This window comes from Thermotoga caldifontis AZM44c09 (genome assembly GCF_000828655.1).
In the GTDB taxonomy this organism is placed as follows: domain Bacteria; phylum Thermotogota; class Thermotogae; order Thermotogales; family DSM-5069; genus Pseudothermotoga_A; species Pseudothermotoga_A caldifontis.
The window spans coordinates 762,324-778,511 of sequence record NZ_AP014509.1 but is presented as its reverse complement, the minus strand read 5'-3'; the positions used below and the strand labels follow the sequence as shown (position 1 = coordinate 778,511).

Genomic DNA, 16,188 nt, shown 5'->3' with positions numbered 1-16,188 from the left:
AGAACCGTGCAGGAACAGGACGAAAGGATCCTGAACCTTTTGCGTTTGAAGGAAGAGATGGAGAAGGAACTCAAGAAAAAAGGCATTCTGCGAGAGCGCCGCACCGAAGTGAAGAAACAGCCCGAGCAGTTGAAGATAGAGCTCGAACCCGAGATAGATCTGCCCGTGGAAAAAATCTGGTCTGTTCACGATCTGAACCACTTCGCTTACGGCGTTTCTGATGATCTTGTTCAAAGATCTCTGCAGAAAAGACTTCACACGGTGAGAGACGAGGAACACAGGAGTGTGCTGGTGAACTTGATCAAGCTCCTGAGGAAAGAAAAGCTCGAAACGCTCGGGCGCAGTTCCGTTCACCTCGAATCGTTGAGGGTCCTGAGTGAGCTGTATTCGATGAACCCAGACGTCATAAAGGACACGATTCAGCTGCTGAAGAATTACCCAGCCCACGCGCTCACCTACATAACTGCTGCAGAAGTTTTTTTGGCCTTTGGAAAGTTCATCGAAGCCGCCAAGTTGTTTCAAGTCTACGTCGATCTGTCCAGGGACCCGTACGCCCAGCTGGTGCTTGAAGCCTACAGAGATGGCCAGATCGACTCTTCGACGTTCGCCAGCTGCGTCTCGAAAGATGGCTACAAGTCCATGCTTCTGATAGTTTCAGCACTCGTGGAAGCGGAAGAAAAACTTTCGAAAGTGGCAGCCGTGCTAGAAAAAAGAAATTTCGCCTGTGCACAGTACGTTTCTGCAATGAGTGCTGGCAGGGTAACGAAGCTTTTCCCTCATTGTTCGAGATTGCTCATATACAACGAAGCTTTGAAATTCATCAAGGGTGAAGAAGTGAATCAAACCTTGCTCGAGCAGATCACCACGAGAGATCCCATGGCCAGATTAGTCCTCGCGAGTGTAAACCTGAGGAACGATCCGGCGAAGAGTTTTGAACACATGAGAGCACTGCTCAACAGTGTTGGTGAGATATTCTACGTTGAGGTGAACCGGGAAAATAAACCACCACTGATAAGGAACGTGATCGAGCCGCGCAGATTTCCGAAGGATTTCAAGATCGTTTCCAAGGAGGAAGAACTGGAAGGCTTGCTCAGGACGCTATCTTCTTCCGACGTGCGGTTGTTCTTCAAAGATCCGGAGTATCTCAGGCTTTACTTCGGCGAGAGGCACTGTAAGAATACGTGCTTTTGGGAGGGCTGGACGAATGCTTGACAGGCAAGCGGCTTTGAATTTGTTGAACGAGCATGTGAAAACGAAAAATCTGGTGAAGCACTGTCTGGCAGTGGAAGCGATCATGAAAGCTTTAGCACGAAGGTTCGGCCAGGACGAAGAGCTCTGGGGTCTTGCAGGTTTGCTCCACGATCTGGACTACGAATACACGAAGGATAAACCTGACTTGCACGGGTTCAAGACTGTCGAAATTCTTCAGTCTTACGACGTTCCAAAGCAAGTTCTGGACGCGATACTCGCCCACTGTGAAAAGAAAGAACGAGAGACTTTGATGGAAAAAGCCATCTACGCCGCTGACCCGACATCCGGTTTCATAGTTGCAGCTGCGCTCATCAATCCTGAAAAATCTTTGTCGGTTGTCGACGTCGATTTTCTGAAACGAAGGTTCAAAGAGAAACTTTTCGCCAAGGGAGCAAGCAGAGAACAGATGATGAAATGTGAAGAGATGGGACTTTCATTGGATGAGTTCTTCGACATATCACTCAATGCCATGAAAGAAATCAAAGAAGAGCTCGGTTTGTGAGGGGGGTGAAAAATTGAGCAGCATCGAAGAAAAAATAGAGGAAAAAGTGGTTGAGTATCAGAAACACTACCGTTTCGAGTTACCGCAGAGGAGCGTCAATGTTCAGGAAGTTAGCTCCGCGATAGAGCACACGCTTTTGAGGCCTACAGCCACGGAGGAAGAGATAGATAGGCTCTGCGATGAAGCTGTTGAGTACGGATTTTTCGGTGTATGTGTCAGTCCCGTGTACGTCAGGCGGGCGGTGGAACGGCTCAAGGGTTCGAACGTGAAAGTGGTCAGCGTTGTGGGATTCCCGCTGGGCACGAACACCCAGCGCTGCAAAGCGAGGGAAGCGGAGGAACTGGTCGAACTCGGTGCCGATGAGCTCGACATGGTGTTGAGTATTCCCATGATCAAATCGAAGGACTACAAGTACGTTTACGAGGATATCAGATCCGTCGTCGAAGCGAGTCAGGGAAAGCCCGTGAAGGTCATCATCGAGACGTGTTATCTGACGCAGGAAGAAAAGATCGCGGCCTGTGTCATCGCGAAACTTGCGGGCGCCCAGTTCGTCAAAACGTCCACCGGGTTTGGCCCAGCTGGAGCGACGGTAGAAGATGTTCACCTCATGAAGTGGTGCGTTCCAGAGCTCGGTGTCAAGGCATCCGGTGGTATAAGAACTTACCAGCAGGCGGTGCAAATGTTGCTCGCCGGCGCCTGCAGGATCGGAACCAGCTCTGGTGTTAACATAGTGAAAGAGGGGGGTTCAAGATGAGTTTTGAAAAGATGCAGATCAGAGATTTCGTGGAGAGAGTGGCCGACAAGAGTCCGACGCCCGGTGGGGGAGCCGTGAGCGCCATCGTGGCGTGTTTGGCTGCCGCCCTGAACGAGATGGTGGCCCAGTTGACGTTGAGCAGACAGGATTACGCAGACTGGCACGCAGAGATGGAACGCGTGACCGAGGAGATGGAGGAGATCAGGCACGCACTGTTAGAACTGTCTGATGCGGACGCGAAAGCTTTCGACGAGGTCATGAACGCTTATAAAATGCCTAAGGAGACGGAAGAGGAGAAAGAGAAAAGGAAGAAGTGCATACAGGAAGCGTTGAAACATGCCGCACGGGTGCCTTACGAAATCTGCAGATACTGTAGAGATGTCGTTAAAACTGCCCAGGTGGTCGCCAAATGGGGAAACGTCAACGCCATATCGGACGCAGTGAGTGCAGCAGAACTCGCCTACGGGGCGTTCCAGGCTGCGAAGGCGAACGTCTTGATAAACCTGAAATCGATAAAGGATGAGGCCTTCGTTGAAAACATGAAACATGAGCTCAGAACGTTCACGGGCGAAGTGGAGGGAGCTTTGAGAGATGTCAGGGAGAGCGCCAAGCAACGCGCGGGAATCGAGGTTTGAGGTGGTTTATCAGAACGGTGCAGCGAGACTTGGGAGAATAAAAACTTCACACGGAACGTTCGAAACTCCGATTTTTATGCCTGTCGGTACGAATGCAAACGTGAAGCTCATGAGGAGCGATGAGCTGAAAAAGATCGGGGCAACCATAATTCTGGCGAACGCTTACCATGTGGCCGTGAGACCCGGCCTGGACGTGATAGAACTGCACGGAGGCCTGCACAGGTTCATGTCGTGGGACGGAGGAATCCTCACGGACAGTGGAGGATTCCAAATGTTCAGTTTGAAGAACTTCAGAAAGGTCTCCGATGACGGTGTGACCTTCGTCTCCCCGTACGACGGTTCGAAACTGTTCCTGACACCCGAACTGTCGATGGACATTCAGACGATTCTCGGTTCAGACATCGTGATGGTCCTCGATCACTGCCCCGCCATAGATGCCAGTTATACGGAAGCTCTGGAAGCGACGAAGAGGACCCACGCATGGGCGAAGAGATGTCTCAGGCACGGTGTCAGGGAAGGACAGTTGCTTTTTGCGATCGCTCAGGGTGGGGCGTTCGAAGACCTCAGGAGGGCAAGTGCGAGGCATCTTTCTCAAATGGATTTCGATGGTTTTGCCATAGGAGGTCTGAGTCTGGGAGAACCTTTCGAGATGACTCTCCAGCTTGCACACGCAACGATATCGGAACTGCCAGAAGATAAACCCAGGTACTTCATGGGTGGAGGATCTCCAAGAACGATCATCGAGCTGGTATCACTCGGAGTAGACATGTTCGACAGTGTCTATCCGACACGGTTGGCACGTCATGGAGCAGCCCTGACCTCTGAAGGGAGAATCAACATAAAATCGTCCCGGTACAGAAAGGATCTTTCACCCATAGATTCCCGCTGCGACTGCCTGGTTTGTAAAAGTTACACCAGATCTTACGTGCACCATCTGTTCAACAGAGGAGAGACACTCGCAGGGATGCTCTTGACTTACCACAACCTGCACTTCATGTTCAGGTTCATGGAACGTGTGAGAAAATCTATAATGGATGGTAGACTCGAGGAGATGAGAAAGGAGGTGGCCGAAGTTTATGAGGAACGTGGGGAAAATGCTGCTGGTGTTCTTGCTTCTGGGCACGATAGCCTTCGCCGACATCGTTGATTTCTCTGGTGATGGTCGATCGGCAACTTCTTCGGGTGCGTGGGCCTTCAGGACTAACCCGGCCGGTATCGTTGAAAATGAAGTGAGACAGATTCTCTTATCCAATACGCTGAGAATATCGATCGATCGCAACGTTAGATCTTTCACCTTCGCCCTTGTGGAGCCCCATCTCGACACACTGGCTGGGGTTCTCTCGATATCAGCGGAATTCAGTGATTTCAACCAGGAGAGGATGTCCTTCCTTTACGGTGTTGCAGGTAGAGCTGGCATCACTTCGTTGGGCGTGAACTTCGGAATCGAAAGGATCGTGAAGAACGCAGTTGTGAATACTTCGCTCGTCCTCGATCTGGGAGCGAAGGGAAAATTCGCCGAAAGTGGGCCGCTGGGCTACGGCCTAACTCTGAAGAACTTCAGAATATGGTCTTCCGATCCTCAGCTCACCAACCAGGCGAGTGTGGGGGCTGGTCTCTGTCTCGATTACGATCAGATGAAATTCGCGCTGGATGTCATGTACGGCTTCAACGAGCTGTGGACAATTTCTCCGAGCGCACAGCTGGATCTGGAACCGCTGAGCCTCTATGTGACGATACCAATCTTCTACTCTTCACAGAACGATTCTGTCCTGGCCGTCGACGCTGGGGGATCTTTCCAGATCGGGAATTTGAACGTCCAAATTTCCGTCTTCTACCCATTTTCAAAGAAGGACAGTCCTGACCTCTTCAAAGAACTCAGCTACGATTATCAGATCGATTTCCGTATAGGCGTGAAATGGTGAAACGGATAAAGGTACTGAGCGAGGAAGACATAAAAAGATCTCTGCTGAGGATCGCACACGAAATCCTCGAGAGAAATCGCGGATTAGAAAATGTTGCTTTGCTCGGTATCCTGACGAGAGGAGCGTACCTTGCTCAGCGCCTCGCAGTCTTTCTCAGGTCCATAGAAGGGAAGGACGTGCCCGTCGGAAAACTCGATGTCAGGCCTTTCAGAGACGATGACAAGAGAACCGATGAGGACCTGAGCGAAATACCCTTCGACCTGCGCGACAAAATAGTGGTACTCGTGGACGACGTCCTGTTCACAGGAAGAACTGTGCGGGCCGCGCTCGATGCCGTTTCGAAGCGTGGCAGACCGAGGGCGGTCCAACTGGCCGTCCTGGTCGATAGGGGCCATAGGGAACTACCCATAAGGGCGGACTTCGTTGGTAAGAATCTACCGACCTCCAAGACTCGTGAGAGGATAAACGTGTGTTTGAAAGAATGTGACGGAGAAGACGCCGTCTACATAGTACATCTGGAGGAGTGAAGATGGACCTCGAGAAATATGCACGAGCGATAGAAAAGAGCTTGATGCAAATAGCTCTGAGGGAAAAAGACCGTGCGGATGTTTCTGAAATATGGATCGACACATCCATCCCCGTGGATCTCATCGTAGAGATCATCAAAAGCCGTGATATAAGCATCCCCCAAGAGATAAGAGCGATCACCGACGGTAACAAGACGATCTGGGTACGGGGCGCTCAATCCTGAGCCACATGGTGTACGATCTGGCGATCTCAAAAGTTCCGCTCCGCTGCCTTTACTCTTATACGAGTCACGAACCACTCGAAGTTGGAGAACGGGTACTCGTCGACTTCCATGGAAGAAAGACAATTGGTTACGTTGTTCGAACTTCAGACCGACCCACCGATCACAGCCTCAAGGAGATCGCTCAAAGACTCGATCGGGCGAGTTTCCTGGACCAGGCCGACGTTGAGGCGATCAGAACCATTTCGGAGAAATTCTTTTCACCACCAGGTTTGCTCTTCGATATAGCCTTCCCATCCTTCATAGATGAATATGCGGAAACGATTGTGGAATCGCTCACACCCATGCTCGGCTTCGAGTCGCTCCCACTGGAGGAATTTTTGGAAAGGTACGGTCACAAAACTCTCAAAGGTTATTTGAACAGAGGTTACGTTCGATTGAAGAAGTGTTTTGGCCGCAAGATGCCGAAACCTCGCTTCTCGAAATGGTATGTGGTCGTTAAAGGTGGACTCAGAGCGTTGTCACACGCTGGCGATGAAACTGAGTACGACGTGATCGGTTATCTGTTGACCAACAACTACGCGACTGTGGAGCAACTGGTCGAATCTTTCGGTATCAACCCCAAGAAGCTCAAGCACATGCAGCAGAAAGGTCTCATCGAGTTGACACAGTTCCTACCGCCGAACGTGGAAGGCTCGCGTGAATGTAGAAAACCAGAGGAAGCGCTGCCACGAACCGACCTCATCCTGACAGGTCACACGATGGAGGCCCGCGTTCGCAGGATGATCGAACTGATCGCGAGTGTCATCGACGAGGGCAAGGCGGTGCTCTTCTTAGTCCCGTTTTCGTCCCTCGCCTACGTGACCGCAGGTTTCATAAGGAGATTCCTCGATGTGAACGTGAACGTCTATCACGCACGTATGTCGAAGTCTCAGAGGGCAAAAGTCTGGCTGGATGCGGTGAGTGGCGCGGTCCAGCTGGTCGTTGGCACGAGAATCGCGGCGTTTCTACCGGTGAAGAACCTTGGTTTGATCGTCGTTGAGGAAAGTGACGAGGATGCGTACTACCAGTTCGAAGATCCCGTGTACGACGCGATCGAACTGATCGAAACGAGAGCGAAACTGAGAAACATTCCACTCGTTCTGGCCTCGTGCGAACCGAGGCTCACCGATTTTCACAGAAGAGAGCGTTTCAACTGGTTCAGGATCCCGACTCAGCCGCGTGAATCGAGCGTCGATATCGTGGACGTCAGGCACAGCAAGTCCATCCTTTCTGAAGAACTCATCAAAAACGTTGAAGAAACGATGCGTGAAGGTCGTTCGATCGTGATGCTCGTGCGGAGAAAGGGATTCGCACCTTACGTGGTGTGTTTCGCGTGCAACTACGTGCTGATGTGCCCCAACTGCGATGTCACGCTCAGTTTCCACAGGTCGGAAAACGTCTTCAAATGCCATCAGTGCGGATACACACAAAAGGCTCAGGTTGAGTGTCCAAACTGTGGTGCCAGGGCGCTCTATCCCAAGGGTGTTGGCACAGAGAGGATCGAAAAACTGATGAAGTACCATTTTCCAAACGCGAGGATCGTGAGGGTGGAATCGGAAGAGTTTGAACCGTTCGAAGTTCAGGAACAGTTTGCCAAGCTTCAAGCTGGAGAAATCGACGTTCTCATAGGCAGCAAGCTTGTCGTCCATGGCTTCGACACGAGCAGGGTCGGTTTGATATCCATCCTCGATTATGACGGCTTGCTGAACCAGCCCGACTACAACACCAGGCTCAGGATGTTTCATCTGTTCAGAAAGATCCGTAACTACTTCAATTCAGCCAGGATCTTGATCCAGACGTTCCATCCGCAGGATACGTTCCTGAAAGATGTTTTCGAGCAGGAAGTCGAGAAGTTCTACGTGGAAGAGCTCAAGAAGAGACAGGAGGTGAACTATCCTCCGTTCTGCGATCTGATCCAGGTGGTACTCGAAAGCGATCTCCCCCAGACGGGATGGGAGATCGCAAAATACTGTGTTGATTCGCTCGAGGGTGAGACCGTGCTGGGACCTGTAGAACATCCGATATTCAAAAGATCGGGCAAATTCAGGCACCATTTTTTGATCAAGACGAACGATGTTATGAGAAGTCTGTCCAAGATCAACGAGGTCCTGATCAAAACGGGAAAGGTCGGCTGGCGTATCTTCGTTAACCCACCGAAAATCTGGTGAGGGGGCGAAAGCATGCGTACAATGATCCTGGCTGCGGGTAAGGGAGTGAGGATGAAATCGAAACTGCCAAAAGTTCTACACCCGGTGTGCGGCAGAGCGATGCTGTTGTGGGTTCTCGAAACTGCAAAGAAATTGGGTGGACACGTCTGTGTTGTGCTGGGACACGCTGCCGAGCAAGTGAGGCAGGTTCTTCCTTCCGACGTTGAGGTTCGTGTCCAGAGTGAACAACTCGGCACCGCACACGCGGTGATGTGCGCCCAGGACTTCATAGATCCAAACGACGATCTGATGATCCTCTACGGTGATATGCCATTGATAAAGGTTGAGACTTTGAAGGAAGTTTTAGATCGACACAAAACTGATGAAAATGATGTGACAATTGTCTCAACACTGATGACGGACCCCACCGGTTATGGAAGAATACTTAGGGACCCAGCAGGAAGGTTCGTGAGGATCGTGGAAGAATCCGACGCGACTGACGAGGAAAAGTCGATACAAGAGATCAACACCGGCGTCTACGTTTTCAGAGGAAGCAGCTTGCTCGAAGCCTTACCGAAAATAAGGCCCGACAACTTCAAGAAAGAGTACTATCTAACCGACGCGGTGGCTCTGATGAACAGAGTGGGAATACATCAGGTTCGCGACTGGAAACAATTCGTTGGAGTGAACGACAAGGTGCAGCTGGCGTTCGTTCAAAAGATCAAGCAGAGGGAAATCCTCGAAGAACTCATGCTCAACGGTGTCACAGTTTTGGATCCGGAAACCACGTACGTGGATGCGGACGTGGAAGTCGGTCCCGATACCACGCTTTATCCTATGACTTTCCTGATCGGCAAAACCAAGATAGGTGAGCAGTGCGTTATAGGCCCTATGACGAGGATAGAGAACTGCATCGTGGGTAACAGAGTGCGTATAATCAGTTCGGACTGTGTTGGTGCAACGATCGAAGACGACGTGTCCGTAGGACCATACGCACGATTGAGGGAAGGTACCGTACTCAGATCGAACGTCAAGATCGGCAACTTCGTCGAAGTCAAGAATTCAAAGATAGGTTCTCACACGAAGGCACAGCATCTCGCTTACCTTGGAGATGCAACGATCGGTGAGAACGTGAACATCGGTGCAGGAACCATAACGTGCAACTTCGATGGCAAAAAGAAGAATCCAACGTTCATCGAGGATGAAGCCTTCATAGGGAGTAACAGCTCTTTGATCGCCCCTGTGAGGATTGGGAGAGGGGCCGTCGTTGCGGCAGGTTCTGTGATAGACGAGGATGTACCGGAATGGAGCCTGGCCATCGCACGTTGCAGGCAGACGAACAAGCTCGGATGGGTCATCAAAAAAAGGGAGGAGTCGGGAGATGCCTTTTCAACGTAACGATCTGAAGTTTTTCGCAGGAAACTCCAACCTTCCCCTCGCGCAGAAAGTTGCGGAGTATCTGGGCCTGAGACTTGGAGACTGTCAGGTATCGAGGTTTTCCGACGGCGAGATAAACGTGCGGATAAACGAAACTGTCAGGGGACACGACGTGTTCGTCCTTCAGTCTTTCTCACCACCGGTCAACGAGAACATCATGGAACTGCTGGTGATGGTGGATGCGTTCAAACGTGCGTCTGCGAACAGCATCGCCGTTGTCATACCGTACTTCGGCTACGCGCGACAGGACAGAAAAGCCAAAGGTAGAGATCCGATCACTGCAAAACTCGTGGCGAACATCATAACTGTGGCGGGTGCCACGCGCGTTTTGACGATAGACCTCCACGCCGAGCAGATACAGGGCTTCTTCGATATACCGCTCGACAACCTCTACAGCTTCCCGGTCTTCATAGAAGAGATCACGAAGAGATACGGAAACGTCAAGAACGAGATCGTAGTTGTTTCACCAGACGTTGGAGCGGTGAGGCGCGCCAGCAAACTCGCAGAAAAGCTTCAGGTACCTCTGGCGATCTTAGACAAGCGTCGACCGGCAGACAACGTTGCGGAAATCGTCAACATAATAGGAGACGTCAAGGGAAAGATCGCCTTGATGTTCGACGATATAATCGACACCGGTGGAACCATGATTCAAGGGGCACAGGCCTTGAAAAATGCCGGAGCAGAGCGTATACTTGCCTGTGCAACACACGGTGTTCTTTCGGGTAACGCCGTGGAAAAGATTCAAAACAGTCAGATAGACGAAGTCTACATAACCGATACGGTGTACCACAAGAGTCTCCCAAGCAAGTTCCATGTCGTGAGCATAGCGAACCTCTTGGGAGAAGCGATCATGCGGATCAGAAAGAACCTGTCGGTGAGTATCCTGTTCAAATGACGAGGAGGTGTTGGAATGCTTACGGCTGAGATCAGAACGGAACGAGGTAAGAGGCCCGTAAGAAGGCTCAGAAAGCAGGGTATGATCCCTGGGATCGTCTACGGTCCAGAGATGGAACCTGTAGCCATCAAGCTCAAGAAACAGGAGGTTGAGAAATTCGTTCACGCGTTCTCTGAGGCCAAGCCGATCGCACTGAAGATCAAAACGGACACAGGAGAGCAGGAAATAGAAGTGTTCGTCAAGAAAGTTCAGATCGACAAAGTAACGGACGAAATCGTCCATATCGATTTCTACAGACCTGCCATGGGTCACACGATGAGGATCGAAATACCCATACGCGTGGTCGGAAAACCCATTGGAGTGGAAAAGGGAGGCATAATGGAAATAATACACACAGAACTACCCGTCGAAACCCTGCCGAACGTGTTGCTCGAACACATCGAAATAGATGTCACAAAGCTCGATCTGGGACAGTCATACCACGTACGCGATCTGCAGCTTCCAAAGGGAATGAAGGTGCTGCTCCCAGCTGAAGAAGCGCTGGTGACGATCATCGTCCCGAAAGGATTGGAAGTCACGGAAGTGGCTGCCGCTCCTGCTGAGACCGAACCTGAGGTCATAAAGAAAGGAAAGAAGGCAGAGGAAACTGAAGAAGAAAAAGAATGAGTGTGCGGTACATAATAGGTTTGGGCAACCCGGGACCACGTTATGCCTCAAACAGGCATAACGTGGGTTTTATGTTTCTGGAGAAATTCGTTCAAAAAACTGGTTGCAGTTCCAATTTCGTGCGTGAATCGAATTACGAACTGGCGGAATGCGGCGGCTGTTTCCTGGTGAAGCCCCTGACCTACATGAACGTCAGTGGGCAGGCCGTGAAGTCTTTGATGGAGAGATACAGCCTTTCGGCCGATGATATAATTGTTGTGTACGACGACGTTGATCTTCCACTCGGAAAGATGAGGATCAGGCAGAAGGGCAGTGCTGGCGGGCATAACGGTTTGAAATCCATAATCGAAGCACTGGGAACGAACGAGTTCGTGAGATTGCGGATCGGGATAGGCCCAAAACCAGAGGGCGTGGACCTTGCAGAATTCGTCCTGAGCGACTTCTCAGAGGAAGAACGATCGGTGTTGGACAAGGTGCTCGATGTCGCCGTGGAAGCCGTCAAAACGATCCTTACAGACGGTGTCCAAAAGGCTATGTCCCTGTTCAATTCGGTAGAGGTGATCGTGTGAATTGCGATGTGTGCAAAACTGATGTCAACGTTAGAACGTACAGGTTTCTGTCTGACGGTGTACCAAAAGAGGTTCACCTGTGCGCTGGTTGTCTGAGGAAAACGTTGAAGGAAGCGGATCCTTTCGATCGCAAAAACTTGAAATACATCGCGGGGTACACGCGCGTGGTGCAGGACTCAAACCTCGGTGAACTCCTCGCCGACCAGCTATCACCGAGGGATCTGGTTTTTTCCATCGTCCCCGTCGGGGTGCTTGGAAAGCTGTTCGGAAAAGAAAGCTCGGGCCATGCGGAGCAAAAAGAAGTCATCATGAGGCACCTTTACATTCTGAGGCACAGGTTAGAAGAAGCGTTGAAGAAAGAGGATTACAGGTCCGCCCACAAGATCAAGAATCAGATAAGCATGATAGAGAAAACCCTGCTGGGGAAATGACCATGAAAAAAGTTCTACCGTTCTTGCTGTTAATTTTGCTCGCCATCTTCGTTGCACTCGTTTTTCGGGGCAAATTGATCCTCCCACAGTATCTGATCAGGATCGGTAATTTTGAGCTTCGATTCTATTCGCTGTTCATCCTCACCGGCGTGCTCCTCTCTTACTCGCTGGCACGAAGACAAGCCAAGCAAGAGAATGTCGATCCCGAACAGGTGGATGAGCTCGTCTTCTACTCAGTCGTGTTCGGAATAGTCGGTGCGAGAACCCTGTACGTGCTTTCGAACTGGAAATTCTATTCAAAAAATCCCGCCGAGATTGTGAAAATCTGGCACGGTGGTCTTTCCATACAGGGAGCGGTGCTGGCAGGAATAGCGGTCTTTCTTCTGTATTCCTTCCTGAAGAAAAACGTCACCTTCAAGCCGTTACAGGCACTGGACCTTGGCGCTGCCTATTTACCGCTGGGACAGGCGATCGGAAGGTGGGGAAATTTCTTCAATTACGAAGCCTTTGGAGAGCCCACGAACCTTCCTTGGAAGATGTACGTTCCTCTCAGGATGAGACCGTTTGAATACAAACAGTACGATTACTTTCATCCCACGTTCCTGTACGAATCCCTGTGGGACTTCTTCGTGTTCCTTCTGCTGACACGGTATCTGAAACACCACAGAAAGAACTTCGGTGAGGTCTTTTCACTCTATCTGTGCTTTTATTCGCTGGGACGGATCTGCATCGAAAGGTTCAGATTGGACAGCATGTACGTCGGGTCGATCAGGCTGGCCCAGTTCATCAGTGCTCTGTCGATATTGATTGGGTTCACCCTGTACATCGTGCTGAGGGGTGGCGTCATTGACGTTCGTGATAGGTGATGTGCACGGATGTCTGGACTGCCTCACGGAGCTACTCAGCAAGATACCTCTGACCAGGGATTCAAGACTCATCTTCCTGGGTGACTACGTGGACAGAGGACCGGACAGCAAAGGTGTCGTCGAGACACTGCTGAAGCTTTCTGAGAGTTACGACTGTGTTTTCATAAGAGGCAACCACGAGCAGATGATGCTCGACTATGTTCTTAATGGAACGAACCTCGATCTGTGGCTCATGAACGGCGCGGGCGCCACGCTCAGAAGTTACAGCGGTGTGGACAAGATCCCGAAGGATCACGTAGAGTTCCTGAAGTCAACCTCGATCTACTACGTTCAGGGGAACGACGTGTTCGTTCATGCGGGCGTTAGGCCAAACGTGCCGCTGGAAGAGCAGAGTGAATTCGACATGCTCTGGATAAGATACGAGTTCATATACAGTGAGAACCCCTTGCCTGGCTACAGGATCTTCTTCGGCCATACGCCTTTTCAGGATGTTTTGATCTTGAAGGACAAGGTGGGACTGGACACAGGATGCGTTTATGGAAACAAGCTCTCCGCGATAGCGCTGGAGACGATGCAAATCTTTCAAGTCTCGTGTGGAGGTTGAGAACGTGAAGGCCATGTACCCCGGCTCGTTCGATCCGATCACTTACGGCCATCTGGACGTGATCCAGAGGGCACTGAAGATATTCGACGAACTGTGGGTCGTTGTCATGGTGAACCCTAAGAAAAAGCCGCTGTTGCCGTTGGAAAAGAGACTCGAGCTGATCAGGGAACTGTTCGAGAACGAGCCACGCGTTCATGTGGACAACCATGACGGGCTGCTCGTCGAATACGCCAAGAGCAGAAACATAAAGATCATCGTTCGTGGTTTGCGTGCAGTGACGGACTTCCAGTACGAGTTAGAAATGGCCATCGCGAACAAACATCTGTGGTCAGAACTGGAAACTGTGTTTCTGATGACCGATGAGAAATATTCTTTCCTCTCGTCCAGTCTGGTCAGAGAAGTGGCTTCCATGGGTGGAGACGTCAGCAAGTGGGTTCCTGCCAACGTACTGAAAACTCTCACGGAAATGTATGGTAAAGGTGTGCTATAATATCGCACGGCTTGTTTCAATAAATCTGATCTGAGGAGGTTTCGGACGATGGAAATCAGCGCAGAAATGGTGAAGAAATTGAGAGAAATGACCGGTGCAGGAGTGATGGAATGCAAGACCGCACTGAGCGAAGCGAACGGCGACTTTGAAAAGGCTGTTGAGATACTGAGGAAACGGGGCATGGCAGTCGCTCAGAAGAAGGCGTCCCGTGCCACGAAGGAAGGCATCGTCACCGCGTACGTTCACTTCAACGACAAGATAGGCGTTCTGCTCGAACTCGGTTGTGAGACTGACTTCGTGGCTCGCCTGCCGGAGTTCAAAGAACTCGCTTACAACCTTGCGAAACAGGTGGCCGCGATGAATCCAAAATACGTATCGAGAGAGGACGTTCCACAGGAGGTAATCGAGAAGGAAAAAGAAATATACCTGGCACAGCTGAAGGATTCCAACAAGCCGCAGCAGGTGATCGAGAAGATCGTCCAGGGAAAACTCGAAAAGTTTTTCGAAGAGGTTTGTCTGTACGACCAAAAGTACATATTCGATGACACGAAGACCGTTAAACAGATCATCGATGAAGCGATCGCGAAAATCAGGGAGAACATCAGAGTCACGAGGTTTGTAAGGATGCAGGTGGGTGAAGAGTAAAAGCAACACCGCACCCCAGAGGAAAGGTAGGCCCCGCTCGGGGCCTTTTCATCAGCTTGAAGAGTCATCGCGTTCAGCTTCTGATCGCCTCCAAGAGGGCGCATTTGACGTAGGTTTCATTGTAGAAGTAGCGGTCCAGATACTTCTCTAAAAACACGACGGGAAGGGTGTCTTCGGGCGTTCTCGGAATCAGTCCGGTATCGTCGCTCACTTTAGTCAGCGTGTTAGAGATGGCCTCGAAGAGTTTGAACATCTCTTCCTTCATAGCGCTCAGCTCGTCCTTGTGAACCACCGTTTCTATTCTAACTAGACCCCGCAATCCCGGGACGTTCGAAAGTTTCAAATAGCTCATCACTTTGAGCAGTTCGCTACCTTTTCCGAGTTCCGTGGCGATGCATCTGGATCGCTGACCTTTCTTCATCAAACCGAACGCTTTGAACTTTTCCGGATCCACGTAAGGTATGTGTATGTTTTTGACCAACCCGAGCGGGCCGCGTCCAGGTTTGAAGGTGGGACTCTGAAAGTTTATGACCCCATCTTTCACGACGAGGTAATCTTCAACGTAACGTTCCACCGTTTCTCTTTCCACATCCTGCATGTAGGAATCTGTGGCGTCCTCAGCCGTCGGCCCTACGGCCACATCGCATATCAAGTTTCCTATCGTTACTTGCTCGCCTTTACTCAATTCCCAGAGCGCCGCTATGGGATCAGGAACGCCCAGCACGAGTTTCACTACGGGAGGTTCTTCCGAAGAGAAAAGGGGTTTACAGCGATCGTTTTCCAAGAGCACTGCACCGGTGACGATTTGAGAGATCAACAGTACGTAACCCTCGACCTCTATGGATGCGAACCTCCTTCTCCTGCTGTCCACAAAAACGACCCCGCTGAGTTCTTCACACGCGACCGTCTCTCCACTCTCAACGATCCACGAAGAAGGACCGAATCTCACGTCCTCCGGAACGATCTCTTCGTGATGCTCGATCATGGATATTCTCGCGAAGGAAGAACGTATCAAACTTGCCAGATCGTTCACAGTGAGACCTCCTTAACGATCTTTCCACTCAGAGAGATCAGGGTGATCTCAACGGTTTCTTCTGCGTGGATCAGCACGAAGCCTGGTTCGGATTGTGATTTTGGTAAAGAGAGACTGCCCGGATTTACGATCAGCTTCGAACCCAGCCATTCGAACCTTGGAACGTGTGTATGACCGTAGAAGAGAACTTGCGCGTTGTGTTTTTCAAGGACGTTCAACATCTGCTCGTCGCTTTCAAAGAGTTCGCCGTGACTCATCACGAAACTGATTCTACCGAAACTCACAGTCAGAATCTTTGGTGCTTCCGATATTCCAAGCACGAGCAGATCAACGTCTGCGTCGCAGTTTCCCCGAACCAGAAAGAGATTCTCGTTCCTCAAGGCCTCGGCGAGCCTTGCGGGATCGTATCCTTCTGGTATCGGATTTCTTGGGCCGTGATAGAGCACGTCTCCAAGGTGGTAAAGCTCATCAACCTGCCCCACCAAGGATTTCAATCTCTGCCAGCTCGTGAAAGAACCGTGTGTATCTGACACTATCAGGACCTTCCTCAT

General features: G+C 50.8%; 20 protein-coding genes. 18 read left to right on the top strand and 2 right to left on the bottom strand.

What is annotated here, in order from left to right:
- The first annotated feature begins 6 nt into the window (after positions 1 to 6).
- Genes TSP01S_RS03805 through tsf form a run of 18 tightly spaced genes read left to right on the top strand, consistent with a single transcriptional unit; the run spans position 7 to position 14,604 of the window.
- Positions 7 to 1,212: a hypothetical protein gene (locus tag TSP01S_RS03805; RefSeq protein WP_041076608.1), complete on the top strand. Its 1,206-nt coding sequence runs from the start codon at positions 7 to 9 to the stop codon at positions 1,210 to 1,212.
- Entirely contained in the window at positions 1,205 to 1,753 is a 549-nt protein-coding gene (locus TSP01S_RS03800; RefSeq protein WP_041076606.1) for an HDIG domain-containing metalloprotein, read from the top strand. Before TSP01S_RS03805 ends, TSP01S_RS03800 begins: the two co-directional genes overlap by 8 nt.
- Positions 1,754 to 1,766: 13 nt before the next feature.
- On the top strand, positions 1,767 to 2,507 hold the full coding sequence (deoC, locus tag TSP01S_RS03795; protein WP_082021639.1) for a deoxyribose-phosphate aldolase: 741 nt from the start codon (positions 1,767 to 1,769) through the stop codon (positions 2,505 to 2,507).
- Positions 2,504 to 3,142 carry a cyclodeaminase/cyclohydrolase family protein gene (locus TSP01S_RS03790; RefSeq protein WP_041076604.1) on the top strand — a complete coding sequence of 213 codons (639 nt, stop codon included), beginning with the start codon at positions 2,504 to 2,506 and terminating at the stop codon, positions 3,140 to 3,142. The genes deoC and TSP01S_RS03790 overlap by 4 nt, the downstream gene beginning before the upstream one ends.
- Positions 3,099 to 4,289 (top strand): tRNA guanosine(34) transglycosylase Tgt, encoded by a 1,191-nt coding sequence (gene tgt, locus TSP01S_RS03785; protein WP_052463486.1) that lies wholly within the window; start codon positions 3,099 to 3,101, stop codon positions 4,287 to 4,289. The genes TSP01S_RS03790 and tgt overlap by 44 nt, the downstream gene beginning before the upstream one ends.
- Complete coding sequence (locus tag TSP01S_RS03780) at positions 4,237 to 5,064, top strand: hypothetical protein (RefSeq protein WP_052463620.1); 828 nt, start codon at positions 4,237 to 4,239, stop codon at positions 5,062 to 5,064. The genes tgt and TSP01S_RS03780 overlap by 53 nt, the downstream gene beginning before the upstream one ends.
- On the top strand, positions 5,058 to 5,591 hold the full coding sequence (pyrR, locus tag TSP01S_RS03775; RefSeq protein ID WP_041076602.1) for a bifunctional pyr operon transcriptional regulator/uracil phosphoribosyltransferase PyrR: 534 nt from the start codon (positions 5,058 to 5,060) through the stop codon (positions 5,589 to 5,591). Before TSP01S_RS03780 ends, pyrR begins: the two co-directional genes overlap by 7 nt.
- 2 nt (positions 5,592 to 5,593) lie before the next feature.
- Positions 5,594 to 5,815, top strand: a complete 222-nt coding sequence (locus tag TSP01S_RS03770; RefSeq protein ID WP_041076600.1) for a hypothetical protein — start codon at positions 5,594 to 5,596, stop codon at positions 5,813 to 5,815.
- 5 nt (positions 5,816 to 5,820) lie between these two features.
- Positions 5,821 to 8,022, top strand: a complete 2,202-nt coding sequence (priA, locus tag TSP01S_RS03765) for a replication restart helicase PriA (protein ID WP_041076598.1) — start codon at positions 5,821 to 5,823, stop codon at positions 8,020 to 8,022.
- Between the two features lie 12 nt (positions 8,023 to 8,034).
- A complete protein-coding gene (gene glmU, locus TSP01S_RS03760; RefSeq protein WP_041076596.1) occupies positions 8,035 to 9,399 on the top strand; it encodes a bifunctional UDP-N-acetylglucosamine diphosphorylase/glucosamine-1-phosphate N-acetyltransferase GlmU in 1,365 nt (454 codons plus the stop codon).
- Positions 9,383 to 10,333: a ribose-phosphate pyrophosphokinase gene (locus tag TSP01S_RS03755; protein WP_041076594.1), complete on the top strand. Its 951-nt coding sequence runs from the start codon at positions 9,383 to 9,385 to the stop codon at positions 10,331 to 10,333. Before glmU ends, TSP01S_RS03755 begins: the two co-directional genes overlap by 17 nt.
- Positions 10,334 to 10,348: 15 nt before the next feature.
- Positions 10,349 to 10,999: a 50S ribosomal protein L25 gene (locus tag TSP01S_RS03750; protein ID WP_041076592.1), complete on the top strand. Its 651-nt coding sequence runs from the start codon at positions 10,349 to 10,351 to the stop codon at positions 10,997 to 10,999.
- On the top strand, positions 10,996 to 11,568 hold the full coding sequence (gene pth, locus TSP01S_RS03745) for an aminoacyl-tRNA hydrolase (protein ID WP_041076590.1): 573 nt from the start codon (positions 10,996 to 10,998) through the stop codon (positions 11,566 to 11,568). Before TSP01S_RS03750 ends, pth begins: the two co-directional genes overlap by 4 nt.
- Positions 11,565 to 11,999 (top strand): hypothetical protein, encoded by a 435-nt coding sequence (locus TSP01S_RS03740; protein ID WP_041076588.1) that lies wholly within the window; start codon positions 11,565 to 11,567, stop codon positions 11,997 to 11,999. Before pth ends, TSP01S_RS03740 begins: the two co-directional genes overlap by 4 nt.
- Before the next feature lie 2 nt (positions 12,000 to 12,001).
- Complete coding sequence (gene lgt / locus TSP01S_RS03735; protein ID WP_041076586.1) at positions 12,002 to 12,865, top strand: prolipoprotein diacylglyceryl transferase; 864 nt, start codon at positions 12,002 to 12,004, stop codon at positions 12,863 to 12,865.
- Positions 12,837 to 13,469: a metallophosphoesterase family protein gene (locus TSP01S_RS03730; protein ID WP_408033233.1), complete on the top strand. Its 633-nt coding sequence runs from the start codon at positions 12,837 to 12,839 to the stop codon at positions 13,467 to 13,469. The genes lgt and TSP01S_RS03730 overlap by 29 nt, the downstream gene beginning before the upstream one ends.
- Positions 13,470 to 13,473: 4 nt before the next feature.
- Positions 13,474 to 13,959 (top strand): pantetheine-phosphate adenylyltransferase, encoded by a 486-nt coding sequence (gene coaD, locus TSP01S_RS03725; RefSeq protein ID WP_041076582.1) that lies wholly within the window; start codon positions 13,474 to 13,476, stop codon positions 13,957 to 13,959.
- Positions 13,960 to 14,007: 48 nt separating this feature from the next.
- A complete protein-coding gene (tsf, locus tag TSP01S_RS03720; RefSeq protein WP_041076580.1) occupies positions 14,008 to 14,604 on the top strand; it encodes a translation elongation factor Ts in 597 nt (198 codons plus the stop codon).
- Between the two features lie 73 nt (positions 14,605 to 14,677).
- On the opposite strand, the gene TSP01S_RS03715 is transcribed toward tsf, so the two are convergent.
- Positions 14,678 to 15,637 (bottom strand): hypothetical protein, encoded by a 960-nt coding sequence (locus TSP01S_RS03715; protein WP_041076578.1) that lies wholly within the window; start codon positions 15,635 to 15,637, stop codon positions 14,678 to 14,680.
- A complete protein-coding gene (yfcE, locus tag TSP01S_RS03710) occupies positions 15,634 to 16,188 on the bottom strand; it encodes a phosphodiesterase (protein ID WP_041076577.1) in 555 nt (184 codons plus the stop codon). Before yfcE ends, TSP01S_RS03715 begins: the two co-directional genes overlap by 4 nt.

What these genes read in the sequence shown, in the direction of transcription:
- TSP01S_RS03800 (WP_041076606.1), top strand. Translation starts at nt 1,205, where the DNA reads ATGCTTGACAGGCAAGCGGCTTTGAATTTGTTGAACGAGCATGTGAAA.
- TSP01S_RS03790 (WP_041076604.1), top strand. Translation starts at nt 2,504, where the DNA reads ATGAGTTTTGAAAAGATGCAGATCAGAGATTTCGTGGAGAGAGTGGCC.
- tgt (WP_052463486.1), top strand. Translation starts at nt 3,099, where the DNA reads ATGTCAGGGAGAGCGCCAAGCAACGCGCGGGAATCGAGGTTTGAGGTG.
- TSP01S_RS03780 (WP_052463620.1), top strand. Translation starts at nt 4,237, where the DNA reads ATGCTGCTGGTGTTCTTGCTTCTGGGCACGATAGCCTTCGCCGACATC.
- pyrR (WP_041076602.1), top strand. Translation starts at nt 5,058, where the DNA reads ATGGTGAAACGGATAAAGGTACTGAGCGAGGAAGACATAAAAAGATCT.
- TSP01S_RS03770 (WP_041076600.1), top strand. Translation starts at nt 5,594, where the DNA reads ATGGACCTCGAGAAATATGCACGAGCGATAGAAAAGAGCTTGATGCAA.
- priA (WP_041076598.1), top strand. Translation starts at nt 5,821, where the DNA reads ATGGTGTACGATCTGGCGATCTCAAAAGTTCCGCTCCGCTGCCTTTAC.
- glmU (WP_041076596.1), top strand. Translation starts at nt 8,035, where the DNA reads ATGCGTACAATGATCCTGGCTGCGGGTAAGGGAGTGAGGATGAAATCG.
- TSP01S_RS03755 (WP_041076594.1), top strand. Translation starts at nt 9,383, where the DNA reads ATGCCTTTTCAACGTAACGATCTGAAGTTTTTCGCAGGAAACTCCAAC.
- TSP01S_RS03750 (WP_041076592.1), top strand. Translation starts at nt 10,349, where the DNA reads ATGCTTACGGCTGAGATCAGAACGGAACGAGGTAAGAGGCCCGTAAGA.
- pth (WP_041076590.1), top strand. Translation starts at nt 10,996, where the DNA reads ATGAGTGTGCGGTACATAATAGGTTTGGGCAACCCGGGACCACGTTAT.
- lgt (WP_041076586.1), top strand. Translation starts at nt 12,002, where the DNA reads ATGAAAAAAGTTCTACCGTTCTTGCTGTTAATTTTGCTCGCCATCTTC.
- tsf (WP_041076580.1), top strand. Translation starts at nt 14,008, where the DNA reads ATGGAAATCAGCGCAGAAATGGTGAAGAAATTGAGAGAAATGACCGGT.
- yfcE (WP_041076577.1), bottom strand. Translation starts at nt 16,188, where the DNA reads ATGAGGAAGGTCCTGATAGTGTCAGATACACACGGTTCTTTCACGAGC.